Here is a 25120-nt window from a genome sequence, read left to right on the forward strand (position 1 = left end):
GCTGACTCACGATGCGCGGGGAATGCGGGTGGAGCGTTTTACAACGTCAGGCCGAGCGCCTTGGCCACGCCTGCTGCATAGGCCGGGTCGGCCTTGCCAAAATGCCCCAGCTGACGGCGAACAATGGTTTCCGGCACGCCCTGCATGGCGGCCGCAATATTGCCGAACAGCTGTTGCTTCTGGTGCTCGTTCATCAGGCGGAATAGATCGCCGGCCTGAGTGTAGTCATCGTTGCCTTCCCGGTGGTCGTAGCGATCGGCATCGCCCGAAATCTTCAACGGTGGTTCTTTGGCCGAGGCATCCTGTACCGGACCGTTGAACGAATTGGGCTCGTAATTGACGCTGCCACCACCGTTGCCGTCAAAGCGCATCTGACCGTCGCGGGCATAGTTGTGCACCGGACAGCGCGGGCGATTGACCGGTAGCGCATCATGATTGACGCCCAGGCGATAACGCGCTGCGTCGGCATAGGAAAAGATGCGGAACTGCAGCATCTTGTCCGGGCTGTGGCTGATACCGGGCACCACGTTGGCTGGCGAGAAACTCGATTGCTCGACCTCGGCGTGATAGTTCTCCGGGTTCTGGTTGAGCTCCATTACGCCCACTTCGATCAGCGGATAGTCCTTGTGCGGCCAGACCTTGGTGAGATCGAACGGGTTGTAGCGGGTTTTCTCCGCATCGGCTTCGGGCATCACCTGCACATACATGGTCCAGCGCGGGAACTCCTTGCGCTCGATGGCTTCGTACAGGTCGCGCTGATGTGACTCACGGTCTTCGCCGATGATCTTGGCCGCTTCCTCGTTGGTCCAGTTCTTGATGCCTTGCTGGGTCTTGAAGTGGAACTTCACCCAGTAACGCTCGCCTTGTTCGTTCCAGAAGCTATAGGTGTGGCTGCCGAAGCCGTGCATATGGCGCAGGCTGGCGGGGAGGCCGCGATCGCTCATCAAGGTGGTGACCTGATGCAGCGACTCGGGCGATAACGACCAGAAATCCCACATGGCCGTGGCGCTGCGCATATTGGTGCGCGGGTCGCGTTTCTGGGTGTGGATGAAATCGGGGAATTTGTAAGGATCGCGCACGAAGAACACCGGCGTGTTGTTGCCGACCAGATCCCAGTTGCCTTGTTCGGTATAGAACTTCAAGGCGAAACCGCGCACGTCGCGCTCGGCATCGGCCGCGCCGCGCTCACCCGCCACGGTGGAAAAGCGCAACAGCAGCGGCGTCTTGCTGCCCGGCTTGAACACCTTGGCCAGGCTGTAACGGGTGATGTCATGCGTGATGGTCAGCGTGCCGAATGCAGCCGAGCCCTTGGCATGAACGACGCGTTCGGGAATGCGCTCGCGATTGAAATGGGCATGCTTCTCGAACAACTGGTGGTCTTGCACCAGCAGCGGGCCGCGGGGACCGGCGGTGAGGCTGTTCTGATTGTCCGGCACCGGAGCACCGGAGTCGGTAGTAAGCGTTTTACGGTCGCTCATGGGCTGATTTCATCCTGGCTGGGCGTGTGGGGAGTGGGCTGACGATGCCCTGCCTGGATGGAATCTACGGAGGTTTGCCGACTAGTGGAATTTGATTGATTTGATGCTCTTCATAGGCGATGCCTATTATGGGGTTGAGGGACGATCTCCCCTCAACCCTTCAAATGCTTCAACCGATAAAGCGCCTCAAGCGCCTCACGCGGCGACAGTGCATCCGGGTCGATATCTTCCAGCGCGCGCTCGACAACCGAAGGCGCAGCAGCAAACAAACCCAGCTGCGGCGATGCATCGGTCGACGCGGCCGGCTTCGCCACATGCGCATGCATGCCGCGTTCAAGCTCGGCCAGGGTGCGCCGAGCATCGGCAATCACACTCTTTGGCAAACCGGCCAGCGCCGCTACCTGCAAACCGAAACTGCGATTGGCGGGCCCTTCCTTGACCGCGTGCATGAAGACCAACTGTTCGCCGTACTCCACTGCATCCAGATGCACGTTGGCGATGGTCGAATACTCGGTGGCCAGCTCGGTCAGTTCGAAGTAATGCGTCGCAAACAAGGTGTAGGCGCGACTGGCCGCAGCCAGATGTACCGCCGCGGCGCGGGCGAGCGCCAGGCCATCGTAAGTGCTGGTGCCGCGACCGACTTCGTCCATCAGCACCAGGCTGTGTTCGGTGGCGTTATGAAGAATGTTCGCCGTCTCGCTCATTTCCACCATGAAGGTGGACTGGCCACGCGACAGGTCATCGCCGGCGCCGATACGCGTGAAGATGCGATCGACCGGGCCGATCGTGGCGCTGCTGGCCGGCACGTAGCTGCCGATATGCGCGAGCAGCACGATCAACGCGTTCTGGCGCATATAGGTCGACTTACCGCCCATGTTCGGGCCGGTGATCACCAACATGCGGCGCTCGTTGTCGAGCTTGAGATCGTTCGGCTCGAAGGGTTCGTCGCGAACTTTTTCGACGACCGGGTGGCGACCGCGCTCGATGGCGATGCCGGGCGCATCGATCAGCTTTGGCTCGCTCCAATCCAGCGACGCCGCGCGCTCGGCCAGCGTGGCAAGCACGTCGAGCGCGGCCATGGCGGATGCAGCGGCTTTGAGCGGTTCGAGTTTTTCGATCAGGCTGTCGAGCAGCGCTTCGTACAGCGCGCGCTCGCGCATCAGCGAGCGTTCCTTGGCCGAAAGCACCTTGTCTTCGAAGGTTTTCAACTCTTCGGTGATGTAGCGTTCGGCGTTCTTGGTGGTCTGCCGGCGCGTGTAATGCGTCGGTGCCTTGTCGGCCTGCCCCTTGCTGATTTCGATGTAGTAGCCGTGCACGCGGTTGTAGCCGACTTTCAGCGTACTGATGCCGCTGGCGGCTTTTTCGCGTTCTTCCATCTCGACCAGATACTGGTCGGCGTTGGTGGCCAGGCGACGCAGCTCGTCCAGCTCCGCGTCGTAGCCATCGGCGATCACGCCGCCGTCGCGCTGCAGGACCGGTGGCTGTTCCACCACGGCGCGCACCAGCAGGGCAGCGATATCGGCGTGGTCGCCGATGCTCTCCACCAGTGTGTGCAAGAGCGGACTGTCGAGCGTGGCGATCCGCTCACGCAAGTTGGGTGCGGCAGCCAGACCGTCGCGCAAGGTGGAAAGATCGCGTGGACGTGCGGAACGCAGCGCCACGCGAGCCAGGATGCGTTCGAGATCGCCGATACCGCGTAACGGTTCGCGCAGGTTTTCGTAATGGCGATTCTCGATCAGCATGCCCACCGCCTGATGGCGGCGGCGCAAGATGTCCTGCGAACGCAAGGGACGATTGAGCCAGCGGCGGAGCAGGCGTGCACCCATCGGCGTCACCGTCTCGTCGAGTACGCCGAGCAGGGTGTGTTCGACGCGGCCGCTCGGGTGCGTGTCCAGCTCCAGGTTGCGGCGCGTGGCCGCGTCCAGCGCGATCGTTTCGCTGGCGCTTTCCACCGCCATGCCCGAAAGATGCGGTAGTGCGCTTTTCTGCGTCTCTTCGACATAGCCCAGCAGGCAGCCGGCAGCGGCAATCGCCAGCGGCAGGTTGTCGACGCCAAAGCCATCGAGGCCGCGCGTGCCGAAGAAACGATTGAGTTCGCGTCGCGCCGCGTCGCCGTCGAAATGCCACGGCGGGCGCTTGCGCACGCCGGGTAGGGCGGTGACCAGGCGAGGCCAGGCGATGTCTTCGCTGACCAGGGTTTCGGCCGGCTGCAGGCGCGCCAGCTCCGCGGCCAGGGCTTCGGCGGTCGGCACTTCGCTCAGCAGAAAGCGGCCACTGGAAAGATCCGCCCAGGCCAGCCCGTAAGCGCCTTGCGCGCCGGCGGCGATGGCCAGCAACAGGTTGTCGCGGCGTTCTTCCAGCAACGCAGCATCGGTCACCGTACCGGGAGTGACGATGCGTACCACTTTGCGTTCGACCGGCCCCTTGGACAAGGCCGGGTCGCCGATCTGCTCGCAGATCGCCACCGACTCGCCCAGCCGTACCAGCCGGGCCAGATAGTTTTCGGCGGCGTGATAAGGCACGCCGGCCATCGGAATCGGTTGCCCGGCCGACTGACCGCGCTGGGTCAGTGTGATATCCAGCAACCGCGCGGCCTTGCGCGCATCGTCGTAGAACAGCTCGTAAAAATCGCCCATCCGGAAAAACAGCAGCACGTCCGGGTGCTCGGCCTTGGCCGACAGGTACTGGCGCATGAAGGGGGTGTGGGCGGCGTGGTCTGGTCTATCCATCGAGCGCTTGGCTTGTCTTGAAGGCAGGCACGGCAGCGCCGCGCGGAACGAGCGATTGTGCGCTGGACCGGCTTTTATCTCCAGCCTTGCCAGGTTGCCGTGCCGCTCGGGCAGTCGTAGGGCATGCGTTAGAACCTGCCACCCTGGCCGGCGCAAACGTCGGTCAAAAGTCGATTTAACTCGTGGAAAACCGATTTGAATAGCCAAATATGACGTAACAAATTACGTGAGTGATGTCGGTCACGAAAGCGCAGCGCAAGCTTGACGGCCTCCTGGGGCGGGCGCAATCTCGTGAAGCTGCGGGTAGGGGGCTCCTCGCGCGTTGGATCCGGTGCATCGAAGCACCGGAGCATTTCCGCCACTGCTGGGAGGCTGTGCGACGATGCTTGCGTCTGTGCCCTTATCTTCTTCGACCGTGCCGCCGATGGAGGCTGTACCTCCGGCGATGCACGTGCTGGTGCTCGAAGACGACGATTTATTGCGTGATCGTGTCCTGGTGCCGCGGCTGCGGCAGTTCGGTTTCGACGTCGTCGCGATCGGCCAGGCGGCGGATCTGCCCGATCAATTGCGCCGTCGTCGTCCCGATATCGTGCTGCTTGACGTGGGTCTGCCCGATGCCGATGGCTTCGACGTGACGCGGCAGTTGCGCCGCGATACATCCGAGATCGGCATCGTCATGCTGACCGGCCGCGGTCGCAAAACCGATCGCGTGCGGGGCCTCAGCGAAGGTGCCGATGCCTATCTGGCCAAGCCGATCGATCTGGATGTGTTGGGCGCGACGCTTTTCAGTCTGGCGCGGCGGCTGCGTAGCGCCTGCACCTTGCCCGAATCCCTGACCCGGGGTTGGCGTCTGGGTGCCGACGGCTGGTGTCTGATCTCTCCGGCGGGTGGCACGGCGGCGTTGACCAAGACGGAGGGGCGCCTGATGGACAAGTTCCTGAAGAACATCAACCGGGTGATTTCGCGCGAGGAGTTGATTGCGCTATTTACCGCCGATGCGTACGACTTCGACCCGCATCGTCTCGACTCGCTGATTCACCGTTTGCGCAAGAAGGTCTTGACCGTGCTTGGTGAGCCGCTGCCGTTGAATGCGGTGCATCGCGAGGGGTATGTGATGGTGCGGGTGTAGGACTAAAAAGCCTTTCCTACCCGTCGTCCCGGCGAAAGCCGGAATCCAGCGCCTTACGCTGCAACGTGTTGAAGGCGCTGGGCCCCGGCGTTCGCCGGGGCGACCATGAAAACTGAGGTTATTTGAGATGAGTGAAGAGTAGCGAGCGGATAGAGAAAAGCTCGGCACTCACTCATTCCCCGAGTTACTCACCAGGTCAGGTCGTCCGGCACCTGGAACTGCTTGTAATACTCGTCGTCTTCGCTAGTGCTGTCGGCGGTACTCGCGCGGCCATGGTCCAGCACGATCATCGACGCGTCGCGCGCATAGACCTTGTCTGCCGCGGCGCGGGGCAGCAGTTCGTAGCCCGCGTCGTGACGCGCAATCACCAGCGCGCCAGCCGCCAACTGCTTGCGTAGCGCATCGTTGACCAGCAGGCTCTTGATCGCGTTGCCGTCGGAAAAACGGTAGTCGATCTCGCCTTCGCGTTTGACCTTGTTGGTTTCCACGATCTGGCGGATCTGCGCGCGCAGTTCCTTGGCATGTGCCTGCGCGTTGCGCTCGGCGGCAATCGCACGATCGCGCTCGGCCCGTTCGGCCTGTACGCGCTGGGCATCGATACGCTCCGCGTCAGCCGAGACCGGCGCTTTTCCCTCGCGTTGCTTGGTCTGTTCGCGCACCACCTGGGCGACCTTGCCCTTTTTGACCAGGCCCGCTTTAAGTAGCTGTTCTTGCAGGGGATTGCGCATATGAATACGAGTCGGGCGTTGATTTTGACGCGGGCATTGTACCGCTGGAGGGACGGTCGCGACTCACTCCTCACTCCTGATCACTGCTCTTTCCCCGGCGACCTTCAACACGCGCGCCAGCAAATGGCTGGGCGCAAACGGCTTGGGTAGCCGCTCGGTGAAATCGTCCTCATTGCGAAACGGTTGCCCGTCGCTTTCCAGGTAGGCGGAAATCAGGATGACCGGCACGCCCGGCAGGTGTGCGCGCAGTTTCCTGAGCAAGGTGATGCCGTCGGTATCAGGCATGCGGTTGTCGCAGACGATGATCTGCGGCGCATGTCGCGCCGTCTGCACGAGCCATTCGGCCTCGTTGCCGGAGGCTGCCATGCACACGTCGCAGCCGCCTTGCTCAAGCGCGTTGGCAAGCAGGGTGCGCAGATCTTCGTCATCATCGATCAACAGCACGCGCACGCGTTGACGCGCCTCCACCAGTTGCGTGCGGGGAGCTACCGTGGCCGGCTCGCTTATCGGCAGGATCAAGGTCAGGCTCGTTCCATGGCCGGGCGAGCTGTCGACATCGATCGAGCCACCGGCGCGTTCGATCAACGCATACACCACGGAAAGGCCCAGACCGGTGCCACTGTCCGCGGGTTTGGTGGTGAAGAACGGCTCGAAGATGCGTCGGCGAACCGATTCGGACATGCCCGCACCGGTGTCGCTGAGCGTGATGCTGATGGCCGCCGGGGCATGACGCGTGGCGCAGATGGTGAAACTGCCGCCGTCGGGCATGGCATCGCGTGCATTGGAGGCGATATTGAGTATGGCCAGTTCGAACTGGCTGCGATCGAAACTGATCGGTAGCGGCAACGGCGACGATTCGATCAGCAGCCGTATGTCCGGCGGCAGCAGCTGGCGCAGCAAGGGCACCAGTTCGCGCAAGGCTTCGTCTGCGTCGAAGGTTTCGATATGGGTCACATCGTGGCGCGAAAAGTTCAGCAGCTTGCCGCTGATCGAGGCACCCCGTCGCGCCGCCATCTCCACGCCTTCGAGCGCATCGGCCAATGCCTGCGTGTCGGCATTGAGGGCGGCGTCGGGCTCGTTGAGCCGATGCCGTTCCATGCTGAAGCCGAGAATGATCCCCAGCACATTGTTGAAGTCGTGCGCGATGCCGCTGGTAAGGCGGCCCACGGCGTCCATCTTCTGTGCGTGCAGCAGCTGTTCCTGCGCATGCTCCCGCTCGATCATCTCGTGTTGCAGCTGGCGTCGTTGCAGGTTCGACTCCTCCAGGCTGCTGCGCAGCGCGCTGGTGCTTCGGTCGAGAATGATCACCACCAGAAGGTAGCTCAAGGCCAGCGAGATCAATCCGTCGTACGAGGCCAGCAACGGCTGCAACGAATGCGTCTGGCGAAACTGGTCGCGGGTCATCCCAGCCACGAAGACCAGCATCACGATACCGTAGATGCTCCACAGTGCAGTGCGGCCGAGCATCAAGCCACCCAGCGCCAACGCAACGATCGCCACCAGATCGTGCGGCCAGGCCACGTAGCCGAAGGTGCTGTAGGCAATGGCCGAAGAAAGCAACAGCACGGCCAGGAACTGCGCGACGGCAGGGCGGAAGCGCCCGCGACGCAACAAGTAGAAACCGAACCATGCCGAAAGCGTGATGACCAGGTCGGTACCCAGGTCGATTTCCAGCGCAAAGCGAGGCCAGGCGGCGATATTGCCCTGGCGAAGCAAGGCATAGGTGGCGTTGTAGCAAAGCAGGTACAGCTTGTTGAGCGGGATTTCGCATCCTTCGTAGATCATCAGCAACTGCATGAAGAATGCATTGCGCAGATCGACCGGATCGTCGATGGGCAGCCGCTTGAGCCACCCGATAAGGCGTTGCCACATACATCCCCCTGCCCAAGCTCGCCTGTACGCCGCGGTTCGACGTGCCCCTGTCATTGGACGGCTGGCCGTCCGAATGCCGCGGTGACTTTTGGTGAGTTTAGCGAAGAACTCGTGCGTGACGAGCGATATCGGTACTCACTAATTTCGAAAAGGCGATGACCGCCACATGACGGTTGTCGACAAACGAGTCGGCGAGATCACTGTCTTTCTTGGGGAGAGGTTGCCTTGAACACGAAAGCTTTCAAATTGAATGCATTGGCTGCGGTTTTGGCACTGGCTTTGGGCAGCCAGGCGTCTTTCGCGGCCGATGTCGCAGCGCCGCTGTCGGCGCGTATCAACGCCAGTGCGATGCAGGAGAACGGTTCATACGATCGTTTCATCATCACCTACCGCGACGGCTCGACCCAGCGCCGCGACCACGCCGCAGCCACGCAAGCGGTCAGTGCAGCCATCGGGCGTGCCGGTCTGGTGACGCGCGCGGCGGCTGGCAAGGCCTCCGTGCGCACAAGTACTGTCAATGCCGTTTACCAGCGCAAGCTGGCCATCGGTGCCGATCTGGTGAGCATCTCGCGCAAGTTGAGCCGCGCCGAAGCGGTCTCGCTGATGCAGCAACTGGCAGCCGATCCGAACGTGGCTCACGTGGAGCCGGACGTGATGCTGCGCGCCATTCGCGACACGCGTGCGTCGGCGATGCTGGCACCGACGGCGTTCACGCCGAACGACCAGTACTACGCGGCCTATCAGTGGCATCTGCGCGCCGGTGACGGCACCAGCGAAAAGATCGGTGGCGACAGTTCCAGCTACCCCAACAAGGGCGGCGCGGATGTCGCCGCGGCCTGGGACCTCGCCGATGGCACCGGCGTGACTGTGGCGGTCCTCGATACCGGCCTGACCCATCATCCGGATATCGATACCTCGCTGGGCGATGCCGGCTACGACTTCATCAGCAGCGGTTTCGTTTCCGGTCGCTCTACCGACGATCGCGCCGCGGGCGGCTGGGACACCGGCGACTGGACCACCGGTGACGAGTATCTGGCCACCAACGGCGGTTGCGTGGATGCGACCCATCCGGCCGAGGACAGCTCCTGGCACGGCACGCATGTGTCGGGCACGGTGGCCGAGTTGACCAACAACGGTACCGGCATGGCCGGTTCCGCATTCAACGCGAAGGTGTTGCCGGTGCGTGTGCTCGGCCATTGCGGCGGCTTCAACTCCGATATTGCCGATGCCATCGAATGGGCCTCGGGCGGCCATGTCGACGGTGTGCCGGACAACCAGAATCCCGCGCAGCTCATCAACATGAGCCTGGGTGGTGGCGGCAGCTGCTCGGCCACCGACGTGCTCGGCCAAGCGATTGCCGACGCCAACAGCCGCGGCACCGTGGTGGTCGTGGCTGCCGGTAACAACAATGCCGACGTGTCCGGTTTCTCGCCGGCCAGTTGCCCGGGTGCCATTGCCGTCGGTGCGATCGGTATCTCCGGCAAGCGTGCGTTCTACTCCAACTTCGGCTCGGGCATCGCGGTCGCCTCGCCGGGCGGCGGCATCTACGCCAACGACGCGTCCAGCGGCACACAGGTACAGGCCGGCTTCGTATGGTCGGCGATCAACGATGGCACCACCGTGCCGGACGAGAGCGGCTACACCTATGGCGGCTACGCGGGTACTTCGCAGGCCACGCCCCATGTCACCGGCACCATCGCGCTGGTGATAAGCGCCTTGAAGGCCGCCAGCCTGCCGGCATTGAGCCCGGCCGATGTGCGCACGCTGATCACCTCCACTGCACGTAGTTTCCCCAGTACGCCGGACCAGACCCTCGGTGCGGGCATCATCGATGCCGCCGCCGCGGTCAACAAGGCATTGGGTAACGATGGCAATCCTGGCGGTCCCGGCGGCGATGCCACCGCGCTGACCAATGGTGCCGCGGTCGTAGTCAGTGGCAACGCCGGCGATACGAAGCTGTACAAGATCGACGTGCCAGCCGGTGCACACGCATTGGTACTGCGCACCTTCGGCGGCACTGGCGACGTATCGCTGTATGTGAAGAACGGCGATGTGCCGACCACCAGCAGCTTCGACAAGTCGTCGGTGCATGTGGGCAACAGCGAATCGGCCGTGTATGCGGTACCGGCCGCTGGAACCTACTACCTGCTGGTCTCTGGCGTAGCCGACTTCAGCAACGTCTCGGTACAGGCGACCTTCGTGTCTCCGTAATAGCTCGTAAGCAACACCGGCCGCGCGATCGACGGGAGCGATCGCGCGGCCACCTGGCTTGACCGACACCAGTACGCAGCGATGACGCAGCGGGCCGCTTCGAAGTGGTGGCCCGAAGGCGAGTGTCGCGCGAGCGCTCAATTCAACGCATCACTGCTGCGGCGCGCGCAGTGAGCTAAGGGGAATGTCATGAACAAGATTTACAGCAAGGTATGGAGCAAGTCGCTGGGGATGCTCGTTGTGGCATCCGAGATGGCCAGGGCGAACGGCAAGGGCGGTACGGCACGCCGCACGCGCGCCGGTGTTGTAGCACGAACGCTCATGGCCTCGACGCTGCTGGCCGCTGCTGCCGTTCTGGCACAGCCGGCATTGGCTGCCGATGCAGCGCAACCCGCTAAAGCTGCGACGACTCAAGCCAAGACCACGCAAAAAGCCAAGCCGGACAAATCGGCGACCGCGCTGGGCGACAGCGCCAATGCATCAGGACAATCGTCCACCGCTATCGGTTCGGATACGCAGGCGGCGGGTGACTACAGTTTTGCCGGTGGCAACGCTTCCACCGCGTCGGGCACCGATTCGCTCGCCATCGGCGGCTACGGCGCCAATGCAAGCGGGCAGGGTGCGGTCGCGCTGGGCACGCAGAGTGCTGCGGCGGGCAAGGATGCGGTGGCACTCGGCGATAGCGCCGATGCGCGCGCAGCCAACAGCATGGCGCTGGGCGCCGACAGCCAGAGCACGGCCAAGAACAGCGTGGCGCTCGGCGCAGGTTCCGTAGCCAACCGCGCCAACACGGTGTCGGTCGGCAGTGCCGGCAATGAACGTCAGATCACCAACGTCGCCGCCGGTACCAAGGGCACCGACGCGGTGAACGTCGATCAATTGAACACACTGGCCGACGCAACTTCGTCGGCTGCACATTACTTCTCCGCCAATGGTGCGGCCGATGGCAGCGATGATGCGTCGGCGACGGGCAAGAAATCCGTGGCCGCCGGTCCCGATGCCAAGGCATTCGGCAAGGATTCGGTGGCGATCGGCAACAAGGCCGTGGCGCGCAAGCAGGGCGCGACCGCTGTCGGTAACCAGGCGACCGCCAAAGGCCAGGAAGCTACCGCGCTAGGCGACGGCGCGCAGGCGACCGACAACTTCGCCATGGCGTTGGGCGGTGGCGCGCTGGCTAACAATGTGGGTGCTACGGCCATCGGTACGTTCGCCTCCGCGGTGGGCGACCAGTCCACGGCAATCGGCAATTCGGCGCGCGCTTCCGGCGACAACACACTGGCGATGGGCACGGGAGCCTATGCCGCAGGCGTCAACAGCATGGCCCTGGGTCCTGACAGTTGGTCCGATGGCGAGGAATCGATTGCCATGGGGCAGTTTGCCACCGCAACAGGCGCTAACTCGCTGGCCATCGGCGACAACAGTTCCAGCACCGGGCAAGGCAGCGTGGCGCTCGGGTCCGGCGCATGGGCGTTGGCCGATGGCGCCACCTCGATCGGCATCAACAGCCAGGCTAGCGGCAATCTGAGCACGGCGCTGGGTCAGACCGCGTTCGCTAGCGGCCTGGGTGGCACCGCGCTCGGTGCGCAATCGCATGCCACCGGGACGCAGGCGACTGCGGTCGGTTCGGCAGCGGCGGCACAGGGCGATTTTTCTTCGGCGCTCGGCAGCGGCGCTACGGCGGTCAACCTCAACGACGGCAGCGACGCGACCAACGGCACCGCCGTTGGTGGCCAGGCGCTGGCCGGTAATCAGAACGCGACCGCCATCGGCGCCTTCAGTCAGGCCACCGGCAGCAACAGCACGGCAACGGGCGAAGGCTCTTCGGCATTCGGCAACGACAGCACGGCGACCGGCGCCAACGCCATCGCCAATGGCAACGAAAGCGCAGCCTATGGCGCCAACTCGGTAGCGTTCGACGACAACAGTACGGCGACCGGTGCGAATGCGATCGCGCAGGGCGTCGGTTCCACTGCGCTGGGTAGCGGCGCGGCCACCAACGGCAACTACGCTACGGCGACGGGCTATGGCGCGGCGGCAAGTTCGATCAATGCAGCGGCTTATGGCGCCGGTGCGCAAGCCAGCGGCAGCAGCGCGGTGGCGATCGGTGGCCAGGCGGTGGATGCCGATGGCAACCCGCTGATCGTCTATACCGCGACCGGTCAGGCGGTCGGCCCGGCACTGGCCAGCGGCATGGCCGCAACGGCAGTAGGTCCCAGTGCGCAAGCGACGGGAGATCTGAGTGCCGCACTGGGTACGGCGGCACTCGCTTCGGGCACGCGCTCGGTAGCCACCGGCTCCCTGGCCGATGCCTCGGGCAATTTCTCGGTGGCAAATGGCTACGGCGCACAGGCCACCGGCGAGGAGAGCGTCGCGGTCGGTGGTGCGGCGTTGGGCCTGGTCAGCGCGCAGGCCAGCGGCCTGGGTGCGGCGGCCTTCGGTGCGGGTGCCTTTGCCACCGGAGATCTCTCGACCGCCAGCGGCTGGATCAGCACGGCCTCCGGTTATCAGTCGTCCGCGTTCGGTTCGGCCTCGACGGCCTCCGGCGACAATGCCACCGCCATCGGTGGTGCTTCGCAGGCCACCGCCGTTTTCAGCTCCGCTATCGGTTCGGGCTCGGCCGCGGAGGGGCAGCTGTCGACCGCGGTTGGCGCCGGTGCCTTTGCGCAGGCCGACAGTTCCACCGCTATCGGCACAGCCAGTTACGGTGCCGGAGAACAATCGACCGCGGTCGGCCTGGCCGCCAGCAGCCTCGGCGACAACAGCACCACGGTCGGCGCGTACACCACCGCTTCGGCTGCCAACAGCACGGTCGTCGGCGGCAACTCGCAAGCGACTCAGGAAGGCGGCACCGTGACAGGTGCGAATGCCGCTGCATTCGGCAGTAGCGCCACCGCCAATGGTGTCAACGCCGTGGCCAACGGCAACGAAAGTACGGCTGTCGGCGCCAATACGGCAGCGATCGCCGACAACAGTACGGCGGTGGGCGCGAACGCGACCGCGCAGGGCGAGCGTGCGTCGGCGTTTGGTAGCGGCGCGGCCACCAATGGCGACGATACGACCGCAGGTGGTTATGGCAGCGTGGCGGCAGCGAACAACACCACCGCCTATGGCAGTCAGGCGCAAGCAGGCAATACCTTTGCCACGGCGGTCGGTGCGAACGCGCAAGCCCTGGGCAACCAGGCACTCGCTTTTGGTGCGTCCTCACAAGCGTCGGCTGATTACTCCGGTGCCATCGGTTACAAGAGCGAGGCGACCGGCGAATCGAGCCTGGCGATCGGTGGTCAGGCCAACATCTTGCACGGCATCCCCGGCGGTGCCGCTTTCCTGCACACGCAGGCGCTGGGTTATGGCGCGACATCCATCGGTGCGGCGGCGTATGCGCGCGACTACGGCACGGCTGTCGGTCTGCTGGCGGCGTCGGGCGGTACGCAGGGCACCGCGGTGGGTTGGAGTGCATCGGCGTATCAGGAAAATGCCACGGCCCTGGGCGAGTTCGCGATCGGCTACGGCGTCAACTCGACGGGTGTTGGTGGCGAAGCGACGGCCTATGGCAACAACTCCATCGCGCTGGGTTACCAATCGGGCACGGATGAGGCCGACACCATTTCGATCGGTTCGCACAGCACCGCGGTGTTCGATGGCGCGGTCGCACTGGGTACCAATGCCTACGCGAACAACACCAACTCGGTAGCGTTGGGCACCAATTCCATGACCGTGCGCGACAACACGGTGTCGGTCGGTGCGTCGCAGGAATGGGTGGATCGCAACGGCGTGGTGCACGAGCCCTTTACTCGGCAGATCACCAATGTCGGCGCGGGTACGGAAGCGACCGACGCGGTGAACGTCAGCCAGCTCGATGCGCTCACGCAGCAGACAGCTTCGGCATCGCATTACTTCAATGCCAATGGCGCGGCCGACGGTAGCGACGATGCCTCGGCCACCGGCGAACACAGCGTGGCGGCCGGCGCCAACGCTATCGCCAATGGCACGGAAAGCAGTGCGTTCGGCGCGGGTGCGGTGGCGTTCGACGACAACAGTACGGCGGTGGGCGCGGGCGCGATTGCGCAGGGTGTCGGTTCGTCCGCCATCGGTAGCGGCGCCAACACGGCAGCCGATTATGCGACGGCGGCGGGTTACGGCTCGGTGGCGTCAGGCGGCAGCAGTGCGGCATTCGGCGCGAATGCACAGGCGATCGGTAGCGGTGCTGTGGCGATCGGCTCGGCGACATCGGCCAACGGTGCGGCAAGTACGGCCATCGGTGCCAATTCGGTGGCCGGTTCCGATAACTCGATTGCTATCGGCGGCGCATCGGTGGTCGGCACCAACAACTACAACAGCATTGCCGCGGGTTTCTTCACCAGCATCGGCGATGGTGCGGGTAGTTCGATCGCCATGGGTGTGGATGCTTCGGTGGCCGCGGGTGCGGCCAATTCGGTGGTGTTCGGTTCGTTCGCGCATGCAGGCGATCAGAACGCGATCGCGATCGGTCCATTTGCCTATGCCAATGGTTTCCACAGCATCGCCATCGGTGCGCTGTCGAGTGCGTTGACGCAATCGTCGGTGGCTGTTGGTGGCATCTACGATGGCCCGACGCTGATCCGCGGTACCAATGCCAGCGGTGCGCAGTCGGCGGCCTTCGGCGCAGGTGCCTGGGCGACCGGTGCCAATACCACGGCATTGGGCACGGCAAGCCAGGCCGACGGCGCCAATTCGGTGGCGCTCGGTGCGCTGTCGGTGGCCGATCGTGCGAACAGCGTGTCGGTGGGCAGCGTCGGCAACGAACGTCAGATCACCAATGTGGCGGCCGGCACGCAAGGTACCGATGCGGTCAACGTGAATCAGTTGAACGCCCTGGCGGCATCTACCGCATCGGCTTCGCACTATCTGCAAGCCACTGGCGCGGGCGATGGCAGCGACGATGCGGCGGCGATCGGCGACAACAGCGTGGCAGCCGGTTCGAACGCGATAGCCAATGGCAAGGAAAGCTCGGCCTACGGTTCGGGTTCGGTCGCATTCGACGACAACAGCACGGCCGTCGGTGCGGGTGCGATTGCGCAAGGTGTCGGTGCATCGGCCTTGGGTAGCGGTGCGAACACCAACGCCGACTACGCGACAGCCAGCGGTTACGGTGCGAGCGCATCGGGCGTGCATTCGGCGGCCTACGGTGCGGGTGCGCAAGCCAACGGCGAGTCGTCGACGGCGCTCGGTGGGCAGAGCGTGCAGATCGATCCGGTGACTGGCAACCCGGTACTCGATCCGAACGGCAATCCGGTACTGCAATCGACGACCGCAGGCACGTATGCAACGGCGGTCGGCGGCGGTGCGCAGGCGAACGATGCATCCACGGCGGTGGGCAATCTTGCTCAGGCGTCCGGCGTGCAATCGACGTCGGTGGGCTTCCAGAGTGGGGCGTCCGGACAAGGTGCGTTGTCGGTCGGTGCGTATAGCCACGCGAGCGCGGACTATGCCGCGGCCGTCGGTTACCAGGCACAGGCCAGCGGCCAGTTCGGCATCGCGATGGGCACGGCGGCCAACGCCGCGGGTGTCGACAGTGTTGCCATTGGTGGGGTGGATACCTTGAGCGGCAGCAATGCATTCGCCATGGGTACCGGTTCGACCGTAGTCGGCGCGGCGGCATACGACTATCAGGACTACGGTACGGCGATCGGCTACTTCGCCGGTGCCGGTGCGCAAGGTGTGAGCGTGGGTGCGGCGGCGCGCACGTTCGGTACGGGTGCAACGGCTGTCGGTGCGCTGGCCCGTTCGGAAAACGATGGCGACACGGCGCTGGGTTATCTCTCGCACGCCTATTGGACCAACAGTACGGCAGTGGGCTTCCAGGCCCAGTCGATCGGTGACAACGCTGTCGCTATCGGTGCCGGTTCTTATGCGCAGGGCGAGAACAGCATCGCGATCGGCAACAAGTCGCAGACGGGAGACGGTGCTGGCGGCACCTATGGCCCCGAAGCAGTCGCATTGGGCGATTCGGCCTGGGCTTCGCAGCAGAACAGCATGGCCTTGGGCGCCAACGCCAATGCATCGGCGGTCAACAGCGTTGCGCTCGGTGCCGGTTCGGTGGCCGATCGGGCCAATACGGTGTCGGTGGGCAGCGTCGGTAGCGAGCGCCAGATCGCCAATGTGGCTGCGGGCACGCAGAACACCGATGCGGTCAATCTCAGCCAGTTGAATCATGCCGTCGCCAACGTCAACGGTGTGGTGGGTGCGGAGTACTCCGCGCTGGGCGAAGACGTTGCCGCGGCGATGGGCGGCGGCGCGATGATGACGCCCGGCGGCTTTGTCGGTCCGTCGTACAGCATCCAGGGCTCGAGCTACAACAACGTTGGCGCTGCGTTCCATGCGGTCGATGGCGTGTTGACCGGCGCGCTGCAAAGCATCAACCAGTTGCAGAACGACGTCGCGCAGTTGCAGAACGGAGGTGGTACCAATGGTTCGGGCGGGACCGGCGGTGGCAAGGTCGGCACGGGCGATCCGCAGAACGGAGGTCACGTACTGGCGACTACCGCCAAGGCGGCGATAGCACCACAGGCACCGGCCAATGCATCGGCTTCTGGCGGTGCGATCACGGCAGCGGCTGCCGCTGCACCGGTAGCCGCGGCCAGCCCGGCGCAGGCGGCCGCACCGCTGGCCAGTGGCGATGCAACCACCGTGTCGGCAGCCAGCACGACCGGGGGTACCCGCCGCGTCACCAACGTCGCGGCGGGTACAGCGGCGACCGATGCCAGCACGGTTGGTCAGGTCAACGACGCTCTGCAAACCGCCAAGACCTATTCCGATGCGGGTGATCGCACCACCTTGAGCTCGGCGCAGGCATACACCGACGCCAAGGTGGCCGGCATGGTCAGCAGCAGCGATTTCGATAACTTCCGCAACCAGGTTTCCGATCAGTTCCATAGCGTCAACCAGCGCCTGGATCGCGTCGGTGCCATGGGTACGGCGATGGCGCAGATGGCTGCCAACACCTCGGGCCTGGCTGGAAACAACCGCGTCGGGGTGGGCGTGGGCAACTACGGTGGTCAGTCCGCCTTGTCGGTGGGCTATCAGCGGGCCTTCGCCAATAACCACGCCAGCATTTCGATCGGCGCTTCGGCATCGGGGTCGGAAAGCAGCGTGGGCCTGGGCGGTGGGTTCAGCTGGTAAGCATTAGATGAGGTAAACGGGCCGGCGGCGCGCGCCGCCGGTCCGTGCAGGTGGGCGCAAGCTCTTGCCGTCAAGTCTTGGCGGCGCGCGGGCGAAAGAGTAGAAAGCCCTCGATGGACGCCTCTACTACGACCCAAGATATCCATGGCCCGAACGATGCCGAGCTCAATCGCCTGGCTCGCGAGGTCGCTGCCGCCGTCCAGTTGCGGCGCATGATGGCGGTGACCGCCGAGTCATGCACCGGCGGCTGGATCGCCAAGGTGTTGACCGACCTGGCGGGCAGCTCGGCCTGGTTCGACGCCGGCGTGGTCACCTATAGCTACGAAGCCAAGCAGGCACTGCTGGGCGTCAACCCGCGCACGCTCGAACGCACCGGGGCGGTCAGCGAAGAAACCGCGCTGGAAATGGTCTCCGGAGCCCTGTCGCGCTTTGGCGCCGGCATCGCCGTGGCGGTTACCGGCATCGCCGGCCCCAGCGGCGGCACGGTCGACAAGCCAGTCGGCACCGTCTGGATCAGCTGGAAGTGTCGCGGCGGCTATCCGCGTGCGCAGCTTTTTCATTTCCCCGGCGACCGGGAAGCGGTGCGGCGTCAGACAGTTGCGGCCGCTTTGAGCGGCATGCTCGAGATGCTGACGCATGGACCGGGAAAGTCCTGACCGACTTGACCGGTGTGGGATACTCGAACTTCACCTGATCAGATCGCAGCCCGTGAGACATGACACGGGCATCATGCATTTCATTCACAGCCAAACCGGGATTCAAGACGATGGATGACAACAAGCGCAAGGCGCTCACTTCCGCCCTCAGCCAGATCGAAAAGCAGTTCGGCAAGGGTGCCGTGATGCGTCTGGGCGACCGCGCCGACGAGGCCATCGAAACCGTATCCACCGGTTCGCTGGGCCTGGACATTGCCTTGGGCATCGGCGGCCTGCCGCGTGGCCGCGTGGTCGAAATCTACGGCCCTGAGTCCTCGGGCAAGACCACCCTGACCCTGCAGGCCATCGCCAACTGCCAGAAGAACGGCGGCACGGCGGCCTTCGTCGACGCCGAGCATGCGCTCGACCCGACCTATGCTGAAAAGCTCGGCGTCAATGTGGCCGATCTGCTGATCTCCCAGCCCGACACCGGTGAACAGGCGCTTGAAATCGCCGACATGCTGGTGCGTTCGGGCGCCGTGGACATGGTCGTGGTCGACTCGGTCGCCGCGCTGACGCCCAAGGCCGAAATCGAAGGCGAGATGGGCGACTCCCACGTCGGCCTGCATGCCCGCCTGATGAGCCAGGCGCTGCGCAAGCTCACCGCCAATATCAAGAAGTCCAACTGCCTGGTGATCTTCATCAACCAGATCCGCATGAAGATCGGCGTGATGTTCGGCAGCCCGGAAACCACCACCGGTGGTAACGCGCTGAAGTTCTACGCTTCGGTGCGCCTGGATATCCGCCGCATCGGCGCGGTGAAGAAGGGCGACGAGGTGATCGGTTCGGAAACCCGCGTCAAGGTGGTCAAGAACAAGGTCGCGCCGCCGTTCCGCCAGGCCGAGTTCGAGATCCTCTACGGCGAGGGTACCTCGCGCGAGGGCGAGATCATCGAGCTGGGCGTGGCCCAGAACCTGATCGACAAGTCCGGCGCCTGGTACAGCTACAAGGGCGATCGCATCGGCCAGGGCAAGGAAAACGTCCGCCAGTTCCTGCGCGACAACCCGGCCATCGCCAACGAGATCGACGCCGAGCTGCGCGTGCGCCTGCTGACCAACGGCAAGGGTGCCTCGCCGGCGGCCTCGGCCGCTTCGGAAGAGGCGCTCGAAGAGGTTTGATTCATCGTCTTACGACAGTGGCCGCGTCAAATTAGGACGTGGCCCCGTTTTTGGCTCGTCATTCCGGCGTAGGCCGGAACCCAGTGTCGTAAGAGCTCGGTCTTCGCGACAACTGGCAACCGATGCCACTGGGTTCCGGCCTACGCCGGAATGACGGCTTGGATGGGTTTCGAAAAACATTAGCGCTTCGCATGCCCAAACGCCGCCCCGACAACCCCGACGACAAAAAGCCCAAGCGCAGCGCCTACGACAAGGCGCTGGGCCTGTTGGCGCGCCGCGAACACTCGCGTCGCGAACTGGGCCTGAAGCTGCGCCAGGGCGGCTACGAGGGCGACGAAGCCGGTGCCGCGCTCGACCGCCTGGGCGAGCAGCAGTACCAGGACGACGACCGCTTCGCCGAAGTGCTGGTGCGCAGCCGGGTGGGACAGGGCTACGGCCCGCAGCGCCTGCGCGCGGAGCTCAAGAGCCACGGCCTGTCCGATACGCGTATCCGCGAATGCCTCGATCAGGCCGAGGTCGACTGGAATGCCTCGGCGGTGACCCAATTGCATCGGCGCTACGGCACAAAACCCCCGGTGGACCCGTCGGAGCGGGCCAAACGGGCGCAATTTCTCTTGCGCAGAGGCTTTTCCGCCGCCACAGTACGGAGTGTTACCCACGCCGAAGTGGACGACGCAGCCGACGGAGACGACTGATCCTCGAAGCTGGAGCGTTCGAATGGCGTGTCCCCGCAGCTTGACGCCACGAATCCATGAAAACCGCTGAAATCCGCTCCGCTTTCCTCGATTACTTCCGTTCCAAAGGCCATACCATCGTGCCGTCCAGCTCGCTGGTTCCCTCCAGCGATCCGACCCTGTTGTTCACCAACTCGGGCATGGTGCAGTTCAAGAACGTGTTTCTGGGCAGCGAAAAGCTGTCCTATGTGCGCGCGGCCGACGTCCAGCGCTGCCTGCGTGCCGGCGGCAAGCACAACGACCTCGATGCCGTGGGCTACACCGCCCGCCACCACACGTTCTTCGAAATGCTCGGCAACTGGTCGTTCGGCGACTACTTCAAGCGCGACGCGATTGCCTTCGCCTGGGAACTGCTGACCGACGTCTTCAAGCTGCCGAAAGAAAAGCTGTGGGTCACCGTCTATCACACCGATGACGAAGCCTTCGATATCTGGAACAAGCAGGTCGGCATTCCGGCCGAGCGCATCGTGCGCATTGGCGACAACAAGGGTGCGCCGTTCGCCTCGGACAACTTCTGGCAGATGGCCGACACCGGCCCCTGCGGTCCTTGCACGGAAATCTTCTACGACCACGGCGCGGAGATCGCCGGTGGCCCACCCGGCTCGCCGGATGAAGACGGCGACCGTTACATCGAAATCTGGAACCTGGTGTTCATGCAGTTCGACCGTGCGCCGGACGGCACGCTGTCGCCGCTGCCGGCGCCCTGCGTCGATACCGGCATGGGGCTGGAACGCCTGGCGGCCGTGCTGCAGCACGTGCATTCCAACTACGAGATCGACCTGTTCGCGCACCTGATCAAGGTCGCCGCCGAGCTCACCAGCACCGCCGATATCGGCAACAAGTCGCTGCGCGTGATCGCCGATCACATCCGCGCCTGCTCGTTCCTGATCGTCGACGGCGTGCTGCCGTCCAACGAAGGCCGTGGCTATGTGCTGCGCCGTATCATCCGTCGCGCCTTGCGTCATGGCTGGATGCTCGGTGTGCGTGGCGATTTCTTCTGGAAGATGGTGCAGCCGCTGGTCGAGGAAATGGGCGAGGCCTATCCGGAATTGGCTGCCAAGCAGCGCTTCGTCGAAGAGGCCTTGCGTACCGAAGAGCAGCGCTTCGGCGAAACGCTCGAGCACGGCATGCGCGTGTTCGACGAGGTGGCCGGCAAGTCGGGCAAGACCATTCCCGGTGCCGACGCCTTCCGCCTGTACGACACCTACGGCTTTCCCGTTGACCTTACCGCCGATATCGCGCGCGAACGCGGCCTCGATGTCGACATGGTCGGTTTCGAGCAGGCCATGGAAGAGCAGAAGGAACGCGGCCGCAAGGGCAGTAACTTCCAGGCCAAGGGCTTGATGCCTGCCGAGCTCGCCAGCCAGCTCAAGCCCACCGAATTTCTCGGCTACGACGCACTGAGTACGCAGGGCGGCAAGGTCGTCGGCATCGTGCGCGACGGCAAGCAGTTCGATCAGTTGAACGATGGCGAAGACGCGCTGGTGATTCTCGATCGCACACCGTTCTACGCACAGTCCGGCGGTCAGGTGGGCGATATCGGTACGCTGGTCAGTACGGCGGGCCGCTTCGACGTAGGCGATACGCTGAAGATGGGCGGCGTGTTCTTTGGTCATGCCGGCCAGTGGCATGGCGGCCAGCCGCTGCGCGTGGGCGACGAGGTCGCGTCGCATGTGGACGCCGATCGCCGCCAGGCGATCGTGCTCAATCATTCGGCCACGCATCTGCTGCATTCGGCCTTGCGCAAGCTGCTGGGCGAACACGTCGCGCAGAAGGGCTCGGAAGTCGCGCCCGAGCGTCTGCGATTCGACTTCTCGCACTTCAAGCCGCTCAGCCGCGACGAACTCGCGCAGATCGAGGCGATGGTCAACGAAGAAGTCCGCCACAACGATGCCGCCGAAATCCATCACATGGGCTACGACGAAGCGATCGACTTCGGCGCCATCGCGCTGTTCGGCGAAAAGTATGGCGATGAAGTGCGTGTGTTGAAGATGGGCGATTTCTCCACCGAACTTTGCGGTGGTACGCATGTGGGCCGTACCGGCGACATCGGCTTGTTCAAGATCGTCAGTGAGTCCGGCGTCGCCTCCGGCGTGCGCCGGATCGAAGCGGTCACCGGTGCGGGTGCGTTGGCCTATGTGGCCGAGGAGGAGCGCCGCCTGGGCGAGCTGTCGCAGCTGCTGTCCAGCAGTGGCGATGACGCCGTGGAGAAGCTGCGCCAGGTCTTCGACAAGCAGAAAAAGCTGGAGCGCGAGCTGGAATCCCTGCGCTCCAAGGCGGCCGGTTCGGCCACCGCGGACCTGGCCGCCTCGGCGAAGAACGTGGACGGCATCCGCGTCGTTTCGGCCCGCTTGGAGGGCTTCGATGCCAAGGCCCTGCGCGACAGTGTCGACCAGCTCAAGCAGCAGCTTGCCGACTGCGTAGTACTTTTGGCCGGTGCCGCCGATGGCCGTGTGTCGCTCGTAGCGGGCGTGCATGGCAGTGCCATGGGGCGGATCAAGGCAGGTGACGTGGTTGCCCACGTAGCCGCGCAGATCGAAGGCAAGGGCGGCGGCCGGCCGGATATGGCCCAGGGTGGCGGTAACGATTCGGCACAATTGCCGGCACTTCTAGCAGGTTTGCCTGACTGGATCGGTGCCCGTTTGAGTAGCGCCAAAGCGTGAACGGCCGGTTTACACCGGCCCGTACGCATTGCGCACGGTACTTCCGCTCGGCTAGTATCGTTTGAATGTTGGTCCCGCCGGTAGCGGTGGGGCCAACGAGGCGAAGCGTCTTTAACCCGGAACGCGCCGCCTCGTTGCGCCGGGGAAGGCAGTGGGCCTTCGACGGTCGTAATCGTCGAACTACCAGCGGTGATGCTCAGGGGTGAGGCATCGCAGGTGGCTGGCCTGTGACCATAGCATTCATGGAGTGGCAAACATGTTGATTCTGACCCGTAGGGTCGGCGAAACCTTGATGATCGGTGACGAGGTGACCGTCACCGTTTTGGGCGTGAAGGGCAACCAGGTGCGTATCGGCATCAACGCGCCCAAAAACGTAGCCGTGCATCGCGAAGAGATTTACCAGCGGATCAAGAACGAACACGATCCCGAAGGTGGTCCTTCCGGTGACACAGGTGAGCGCTGACATACATTAAAAGCTTTACCTCGACCGCGCCGGTTTAGTATCCTTGCCGGCTCCGCAGAGATGCGGAACAAAAACGGAGAGATGCCCGAGAGGCCGAAGGGGCTCCCCTGCTAAGGGAGTATAGGGTCAAAAGCCTTATCGAGGGTTCGAATCCCTCTCTCTCCGCCAGATACGCAAAAAGCCCCGCAAGGGGCTTTTTGCGTATCTGGCGGAGAGAGATGTTATCTCGCACCCTCCCGGGTTATTCGGCGCATCCTGCGCCTCACCCTTCGGGCCATCGGCTGCGCCGATGTTCGCTCCGGCATTCTGCCTCCGCAGTCGACAAAATTGTCTGGAACAAAATTGGACAGCCGAAGGCTGGCCCCGAAGCGCGTAGCGCGTAGGGGTGAGGTCCATGGATGGACCTCACAATCCCGAGCGTCACGTAACCGAACGCACAACGAAGCCCGAGGGGCTTTTTGCGTATCTGGCGGAGAGAGGATGAGTGTTCGGCAACACTTCCAACTCGTCATTCCGGCGAAGGCCGGAATGACGAAGTAAGTGGGAGAGAGGCAAAGGATGGAGGCAGCGTGTCAATTGCCAGAGCGTTTGTCAGCGCGATCGAGTTACGCGCCCGACGCCACACTCAATCCACGCAACTCCGCCGTATCGGCATCCACACGCAACACCGACCCATGCTCGTACCAATCCCCCAGCACGATACGCTCGGCGGCTTTACCGTCGACATCGAACCGATGAACCGCCGGCCGATGCGTATGCCCATGAATCAACCGATCGACGCCAGCCGCACGCATCGTCTGCGCGACGGCATCGGCATTGACGTCCATGATCGTTTCCATCGTGCTGCCGGTATGCGCACGGCTGTCTTCGCGCGCCTTGGCGGCGAACGCACGACGGGCTGCCAGCGGCATGGCGAGAATATTGGCCTTCCATTCGGGCGTGCGCACCTGCTTGCGTACGGTCTGGTAGGCCACGTCATCGGTACACAGCACATCGCCATGCATCAACAGTGTCGGACGGCCATACAGGTCGTGCACGGTGCCGTCGTCCAATAGCGTGAGACCGGCGCGCTTGGCGAAATCCGCGCCCAACAGGAAATCGCGATTGCCGACCATGAAGTAGACCGGTACGCCGCTATCACTCAACGCGCGCGTTGCATGCGCGATGCGTTGCGGCAGTTCCGCATCGTCGTCGTCGCCGATCCACGCTTCGACCAGGTCGCCGAGTATGTACAAGGCATCCGCCTGCCGCGCTTCGTCGCTGGCAAGATAGCGTTCGAACAGCTCGGTGATCTGCGGACGCGCGTCGTCCAGATGCAGGTCGGCGATGAACAGCGTAGTCATGCGGCCTTTAGCCTTTGCTCTTGGTTTTGGCGGGCTTCTTGGCGGGCGGTGGCGGCGTGGGCGTCGATGCAGGGGCGGCTGGTGCGGTCACCGGCGTGGCAACGGGCGCGGCAGCTTCCTCGCCCACGACGTTGGCGCTGTTGATGACGACCAGCGGATTGGGCACGTCGCTGGCGAACGGTCCCTGGCCGCGGGTGGGCAGGGCGGCGATCTTGTCGACCACATCCATGCCCTTGATCACCTTGCCGAAGACCGCATAGCCCCAGGTCAGGCCGCTCTGGTTGCCGGCATAGTCCAGCCGGCGGTTGTCGACCAGGTTGAAGAAGAACTGCGCCGTACCGGAGTTCGGATCCGCACCTCGCGCCACCGCCACGGTACCGCGCAGGTTGGACAGGCCGTTATCCGCTTCGCTGGGAATGGCCGAGTGCGTGCGCTTGGGTTGCAGCTCGCGCGTATACAGGCCGCCTTGCACCAGATAGCCGGGAATGGCGCGATGCAACACCGTGCCGCTGTAGAAGCCGTCGCGCACGTACTGCAGGAAGTTGGCCACGCTTTTCGGCGCTTTGTCCGGGTAGAGCTCCAGGGTGATATCGCCCTGCGAGGTGTGGATCGCCACCTGCGGATGCGGCTGGGTATCGAGGGCGGTCGCCGCGGGTTTGGCGGTTTGCGCGGCCAGGCCAAGCGGCAGCATCAGCGATAACGTGGCAAGCAGGAGTCGGTGCATAACGGATCGGGCGGCGTGAGACATCCGTCCATGATACGCGGCACTGAGCGCGATGTGGCTTAAGCGCACTTTAAG

At 64.0% G+C, this 25120-nt stretch carries 14 protein-coding genes and 1 tRNA gene; 9 read left to right on the plus strand and 6 right to left on the minus strand.

Features of this window, described 5'->3' with window-relative positions:
- Positions 1 to 38: 38 nt before the first annotated feature.
- Both ACZ6WW_RS03665 and mutS read right to left on the minus strand, forming a co-directional pair.
- Positions 39 to 1478 (minus strand): catalase, encoded by a 1440-nt coding sequence (locus tag ACZ6WW_RS03665; RefSeq protein ID WP_465273031.1) that lies wholly within the window; start codon positions 1476 to 1478, stop codon positions 39 to 41.
- A gap of 152 nt (positions 1479 to 1630) precedes the next feature.
- Positions 1631 to 4207, minus strand: coding sequence for a DNA mismatch repair protein MutS (gene mutS / locus ACZ6WW_RS03670; RefSeq protein ID WP_465273032.1), 2577 nt, complete (start codon positions 4205 to 4207; stop codon positions 1631 to 1633).
- 424 nt (positions 4208 to 4631) lie between these two features.
- On the opposite strand from mutS, the gene ACZ6WW_RS03675 reads away from it, so the two are divergent.
- Positions 4632 to 5336, plus strand: a complete 705-nt coding sequence (locus ACZ6WW_RS03675; protein WP_465273033.1) for a response regulator transcription factor — start codon at positions 4632 to 4634, stop codon at positions 5334 to 5336.
- A 188-nt stretch (positions 5337 to 5524) separates the two neighbouring features.
- Here the strand turns inward: ACZ6WW_RS03675 and ACZ6WW_RS03680 are convergent, their stop codons facing one another.
- Together ACZ6WW_RS03680 and ACZ6WW_RS03685 are read right to left on the minus strand one after the other, a co-directional pair.
- Entirely contained in the window at positions 5525 to 6064 is a 540-nt protein-coding gene (locus ACZ6WW_RS03680; protein WP_281852771.1) for a DUF2058 domain-containing protein, read from the minus strand.
- 63 nt (positions 6065 to 6127) lie between these two features.
- Positions 6128 to 7936: a hybrid sensor histidine kinase/response regulator gene (locus ACZ6WW_RS03685; protein ID WP_465273034.1), complete on the minus strand. Its 1809-nt coding sequence runs from the start codon at positions 7934 to 7936 to the stop codon at positions 6128 to 6130.
- A 225-nt stretch (positions 7937 to 8161) separates the two neighbouring features.
- Between ACZ6WW_RS03685 and ACZ6WW_RS03690 the strand changes: the two genes are divergently transcribed.
- The 8 genes from ACZ6WW_RS03690 to ACZ6WW_RS03725 all read left to right on the plus strand — a co-directional run bounded on the left by ACZ6WW_RS03690 (position 8162) and on the right by ACZ6WW_RS03725 (position 23146).
- Positions 8162 to 10147 carry a S8 family peptidase gene (locus ACZ6WW_RS03690; RefSeq protein ID WP_465273035.1) on the plus strand — a complete coding sequence of 662 codons (1986 nt, stop codon included), beginning with the start codon at positions 8162 to 8164 and terminating at the stop codon, positions 10145 to 10147.
- 189 nt (positions 10148 to 10336) lie between these two features.
- Positions 10337 to 17305: an ESPR-type extended signal peptide-containing protein gene (locus ACZ6WW_RS03695; protein ID WP_465273036.1), complete on the plus strand. Its 6969-nt coding sequence runs from the start codon at positions 10337 to 10339 to the stop codon at positions 17303 to 17305.
- A gap of 113 nt (positions 17306 to 17418) precedes the next feature.
- The gene (locus ACZ6WW_RS03700; RefSeq protein ID WP_281852777.1) at positions 17419 to 17961 is read left to right on the plus strand and encodes a CinA family protein; all 543 of its coding nucleotides are present in this window, start codon (positions 17419 to 17421) and stop codon (positions 17959 to 17961) included.
- 110 nt (positions 17962 to 18071) lie between these two features.
- On the plus strand, positions 18072 to 19118 hold the full coding sequence (gene recA / locus ACZ6WW_RS03705) for a recombinase RecA (protein ID WP_281852778.1): 1047 nt from the start codon (positions 18072 to 18074) through the stop codon (positions 19116 to 19118).
- Positions 19119 to 19309: 191 nt separating this feature from the next.
- Positions 19310 to 19813: a regulatory protein RecX gene (locus ACZ6WW_RS03710; protein ID WP_465273037.1), complete on the plus strand. Its 504-nt coding sequence runs from the start codon at positions 19310 to 19312 to the stop codon at positions 19811 to 19813.
- 56 nt (positions 19814 to 19869) lie between these two features.
- Positions 19870 to 22515 carry an alanine--tRNA ligase gene (alaS, locus tag ACZ6WW_RS03715; RefSeq protein ID WP_465273038.1) on the plus strand — a complete coding sequence of 882 codons (2646 nt, stop codon included), beginning with the start codon at positions 19870 to 19872 and terminating at the stop codon, positions 22513 to 22515.
- Between the two features lie 256 nt (positions 22516 to 22771).
- Positions 22772 to 22978 carry a carbon storage regulator CsrA gene (gene csrA / locus ACZ6WW_RS03720; RefSeq protein WP_281852782.1) on the plus strand — a complete coding sequence of 69 codons (207 nt, stop codon included), beginning with the start codon at positions 22772 to 22774 and terminating at the stop codon, positions 22976 to 22978.
- A 75-nt stretch (positions 22979 to 23053) separates the two neighbouring features.
- Positions 23054 to 23146 (plus strand) — tRNA-Ser (locus tag ACZ6WW_RS03725).
- A 437-nt stretch (positions 23147 to 23583) separates the two neighbouring features.
- On the opposite strand, the gene lpxH is transcribed toward ACZ6WW_RS03725, so the two are convergent.
- Both lpxH and ACZ6WW_RS03735 read right to left on the minus strand, forming a co-directional pair.
- Positions 23584 to 24321, minus strand: coding sequence for a UDP-2,3-diacylglucosamine diphosphatase (lpxH, locus tag ACZ6WW_RS03730; protein ID WP_465273039.1), 738 nt, complete (start codon positions 24319 to 24321; stop codon positions 23584 to 23586).
- A 7-nt stretch (positions 24322 to 24328) separates the two neighbouring features.
- Positions 24329 to 25045, minus strand: a complete 717-nt coding sequence (locus ACZ6WW_RS03735; RefSeq protein ID WP_281852785.1) for a peptidylprolyl isomerase — start codon at positions 25043 to 25045, stop codon at positions 24329 to 24331.
- Positions 25046 to 25120: the final 75 nt, after the last annotated feature.

The sequence above is a fragment of the Dyella sp. NPDC103356 genome, assembly GCF_055584465.1.

Excerpts from the sequence above, each read along its gene's own strand:
- ACZ6WW_RS03695 (WP_465273036.1), top strand. The coding sequence starts at position 10,337 with ATGAACAAGATTTACAGCAAGGTATGGAGCAAGTCGCTGGGGATGCTC.
- ACZ6WW_RS03700 (WP_281852777.1), top strand. The coding sequence starts at position 17,419 with ATGGACGCCTCTACTACGACCCAAGATATCCATGGCCCGAACGATGCC.
- ACZ6WW_RS03685 (WP_465273034.1), bottom strand. The coding sequence starts at position 7,936 with ATGTGGCAACGCCTTATCGGGTGGCTCAAGCGGCTGCCCATCGACGAT.
- recA (WP_281852778.1), top strand. The coding sequence starts at position 18,072 with ATGGATGACAACAAGCGCAAGGCGCTCACTTCCGCCCTCAGCCAGATC.
- ACZ6WW_RS03710 (WP_465273037.1), top strand. The coding sequence starts at position 19,310 with ATGCCCAAACGCCGCCCCGACAACCCCGACGACAAAAAGCCCAAGCGC.
- csrA (WP_281852782.1), top strand. The coding sequence starts at position 22,772 with ATGTTGATTCTGACCCGTAGGGTCGGCGAAACCTTGATGATCGGTGAC.
- ACZ6WW_RS03665 (WP_465273031.1), bottom strand. The coding sequence starts at position 1,478 with ATGAGCGACCGTAAAACGCTTACTACCGACTCCGGTGCTCCGGTGCCG.
- ACZ6WW_RS03735 (WP_281852785.1), bottom strand. The coding sequence starts at position 25,045 with ATGCACCGACTCCTGCTTGCCACGTTATCGCTGATGCTGCCGCTTGGC.
- alaS (WP_465273038.1), top strand. The coding sequence starts at position 19,870 with ATGAAAACCGCTGAAATCCGCTCCGCTTTCCTCGATTACTTCCGTTCC.
- mutS (WP_465273032.1), bottom strand. The coding sequence starts at position 4,207 with ATGGATAGACCAGACCACGCCGCCCACACCCCCTTCATGCGCCAGTAC.
- lpxH (WP_465273039.1), bottom strand. The coding sequence starts at position 24,321 with ATGACTACGCTGTTCATCGCCGACCTGCATCTGGACGACGCGCGTCCG.
- ACZ6WW_RS03680 (WP_281852771.1), bottom strand. The coding sequence starts at position 6,064 with ATGCGCAATCCCCTGCAAGAACAGCTACTTAAAGCGGGCCTGGTCAAA.
- ACZ6WW_RS03675 (WP_465273033.1), top strand. The coding sequence starts at position 4,632 with ATGGAGGCTGTACCTCCGGCGATGCACGTGCTGGTGCTCGAAGACGAC.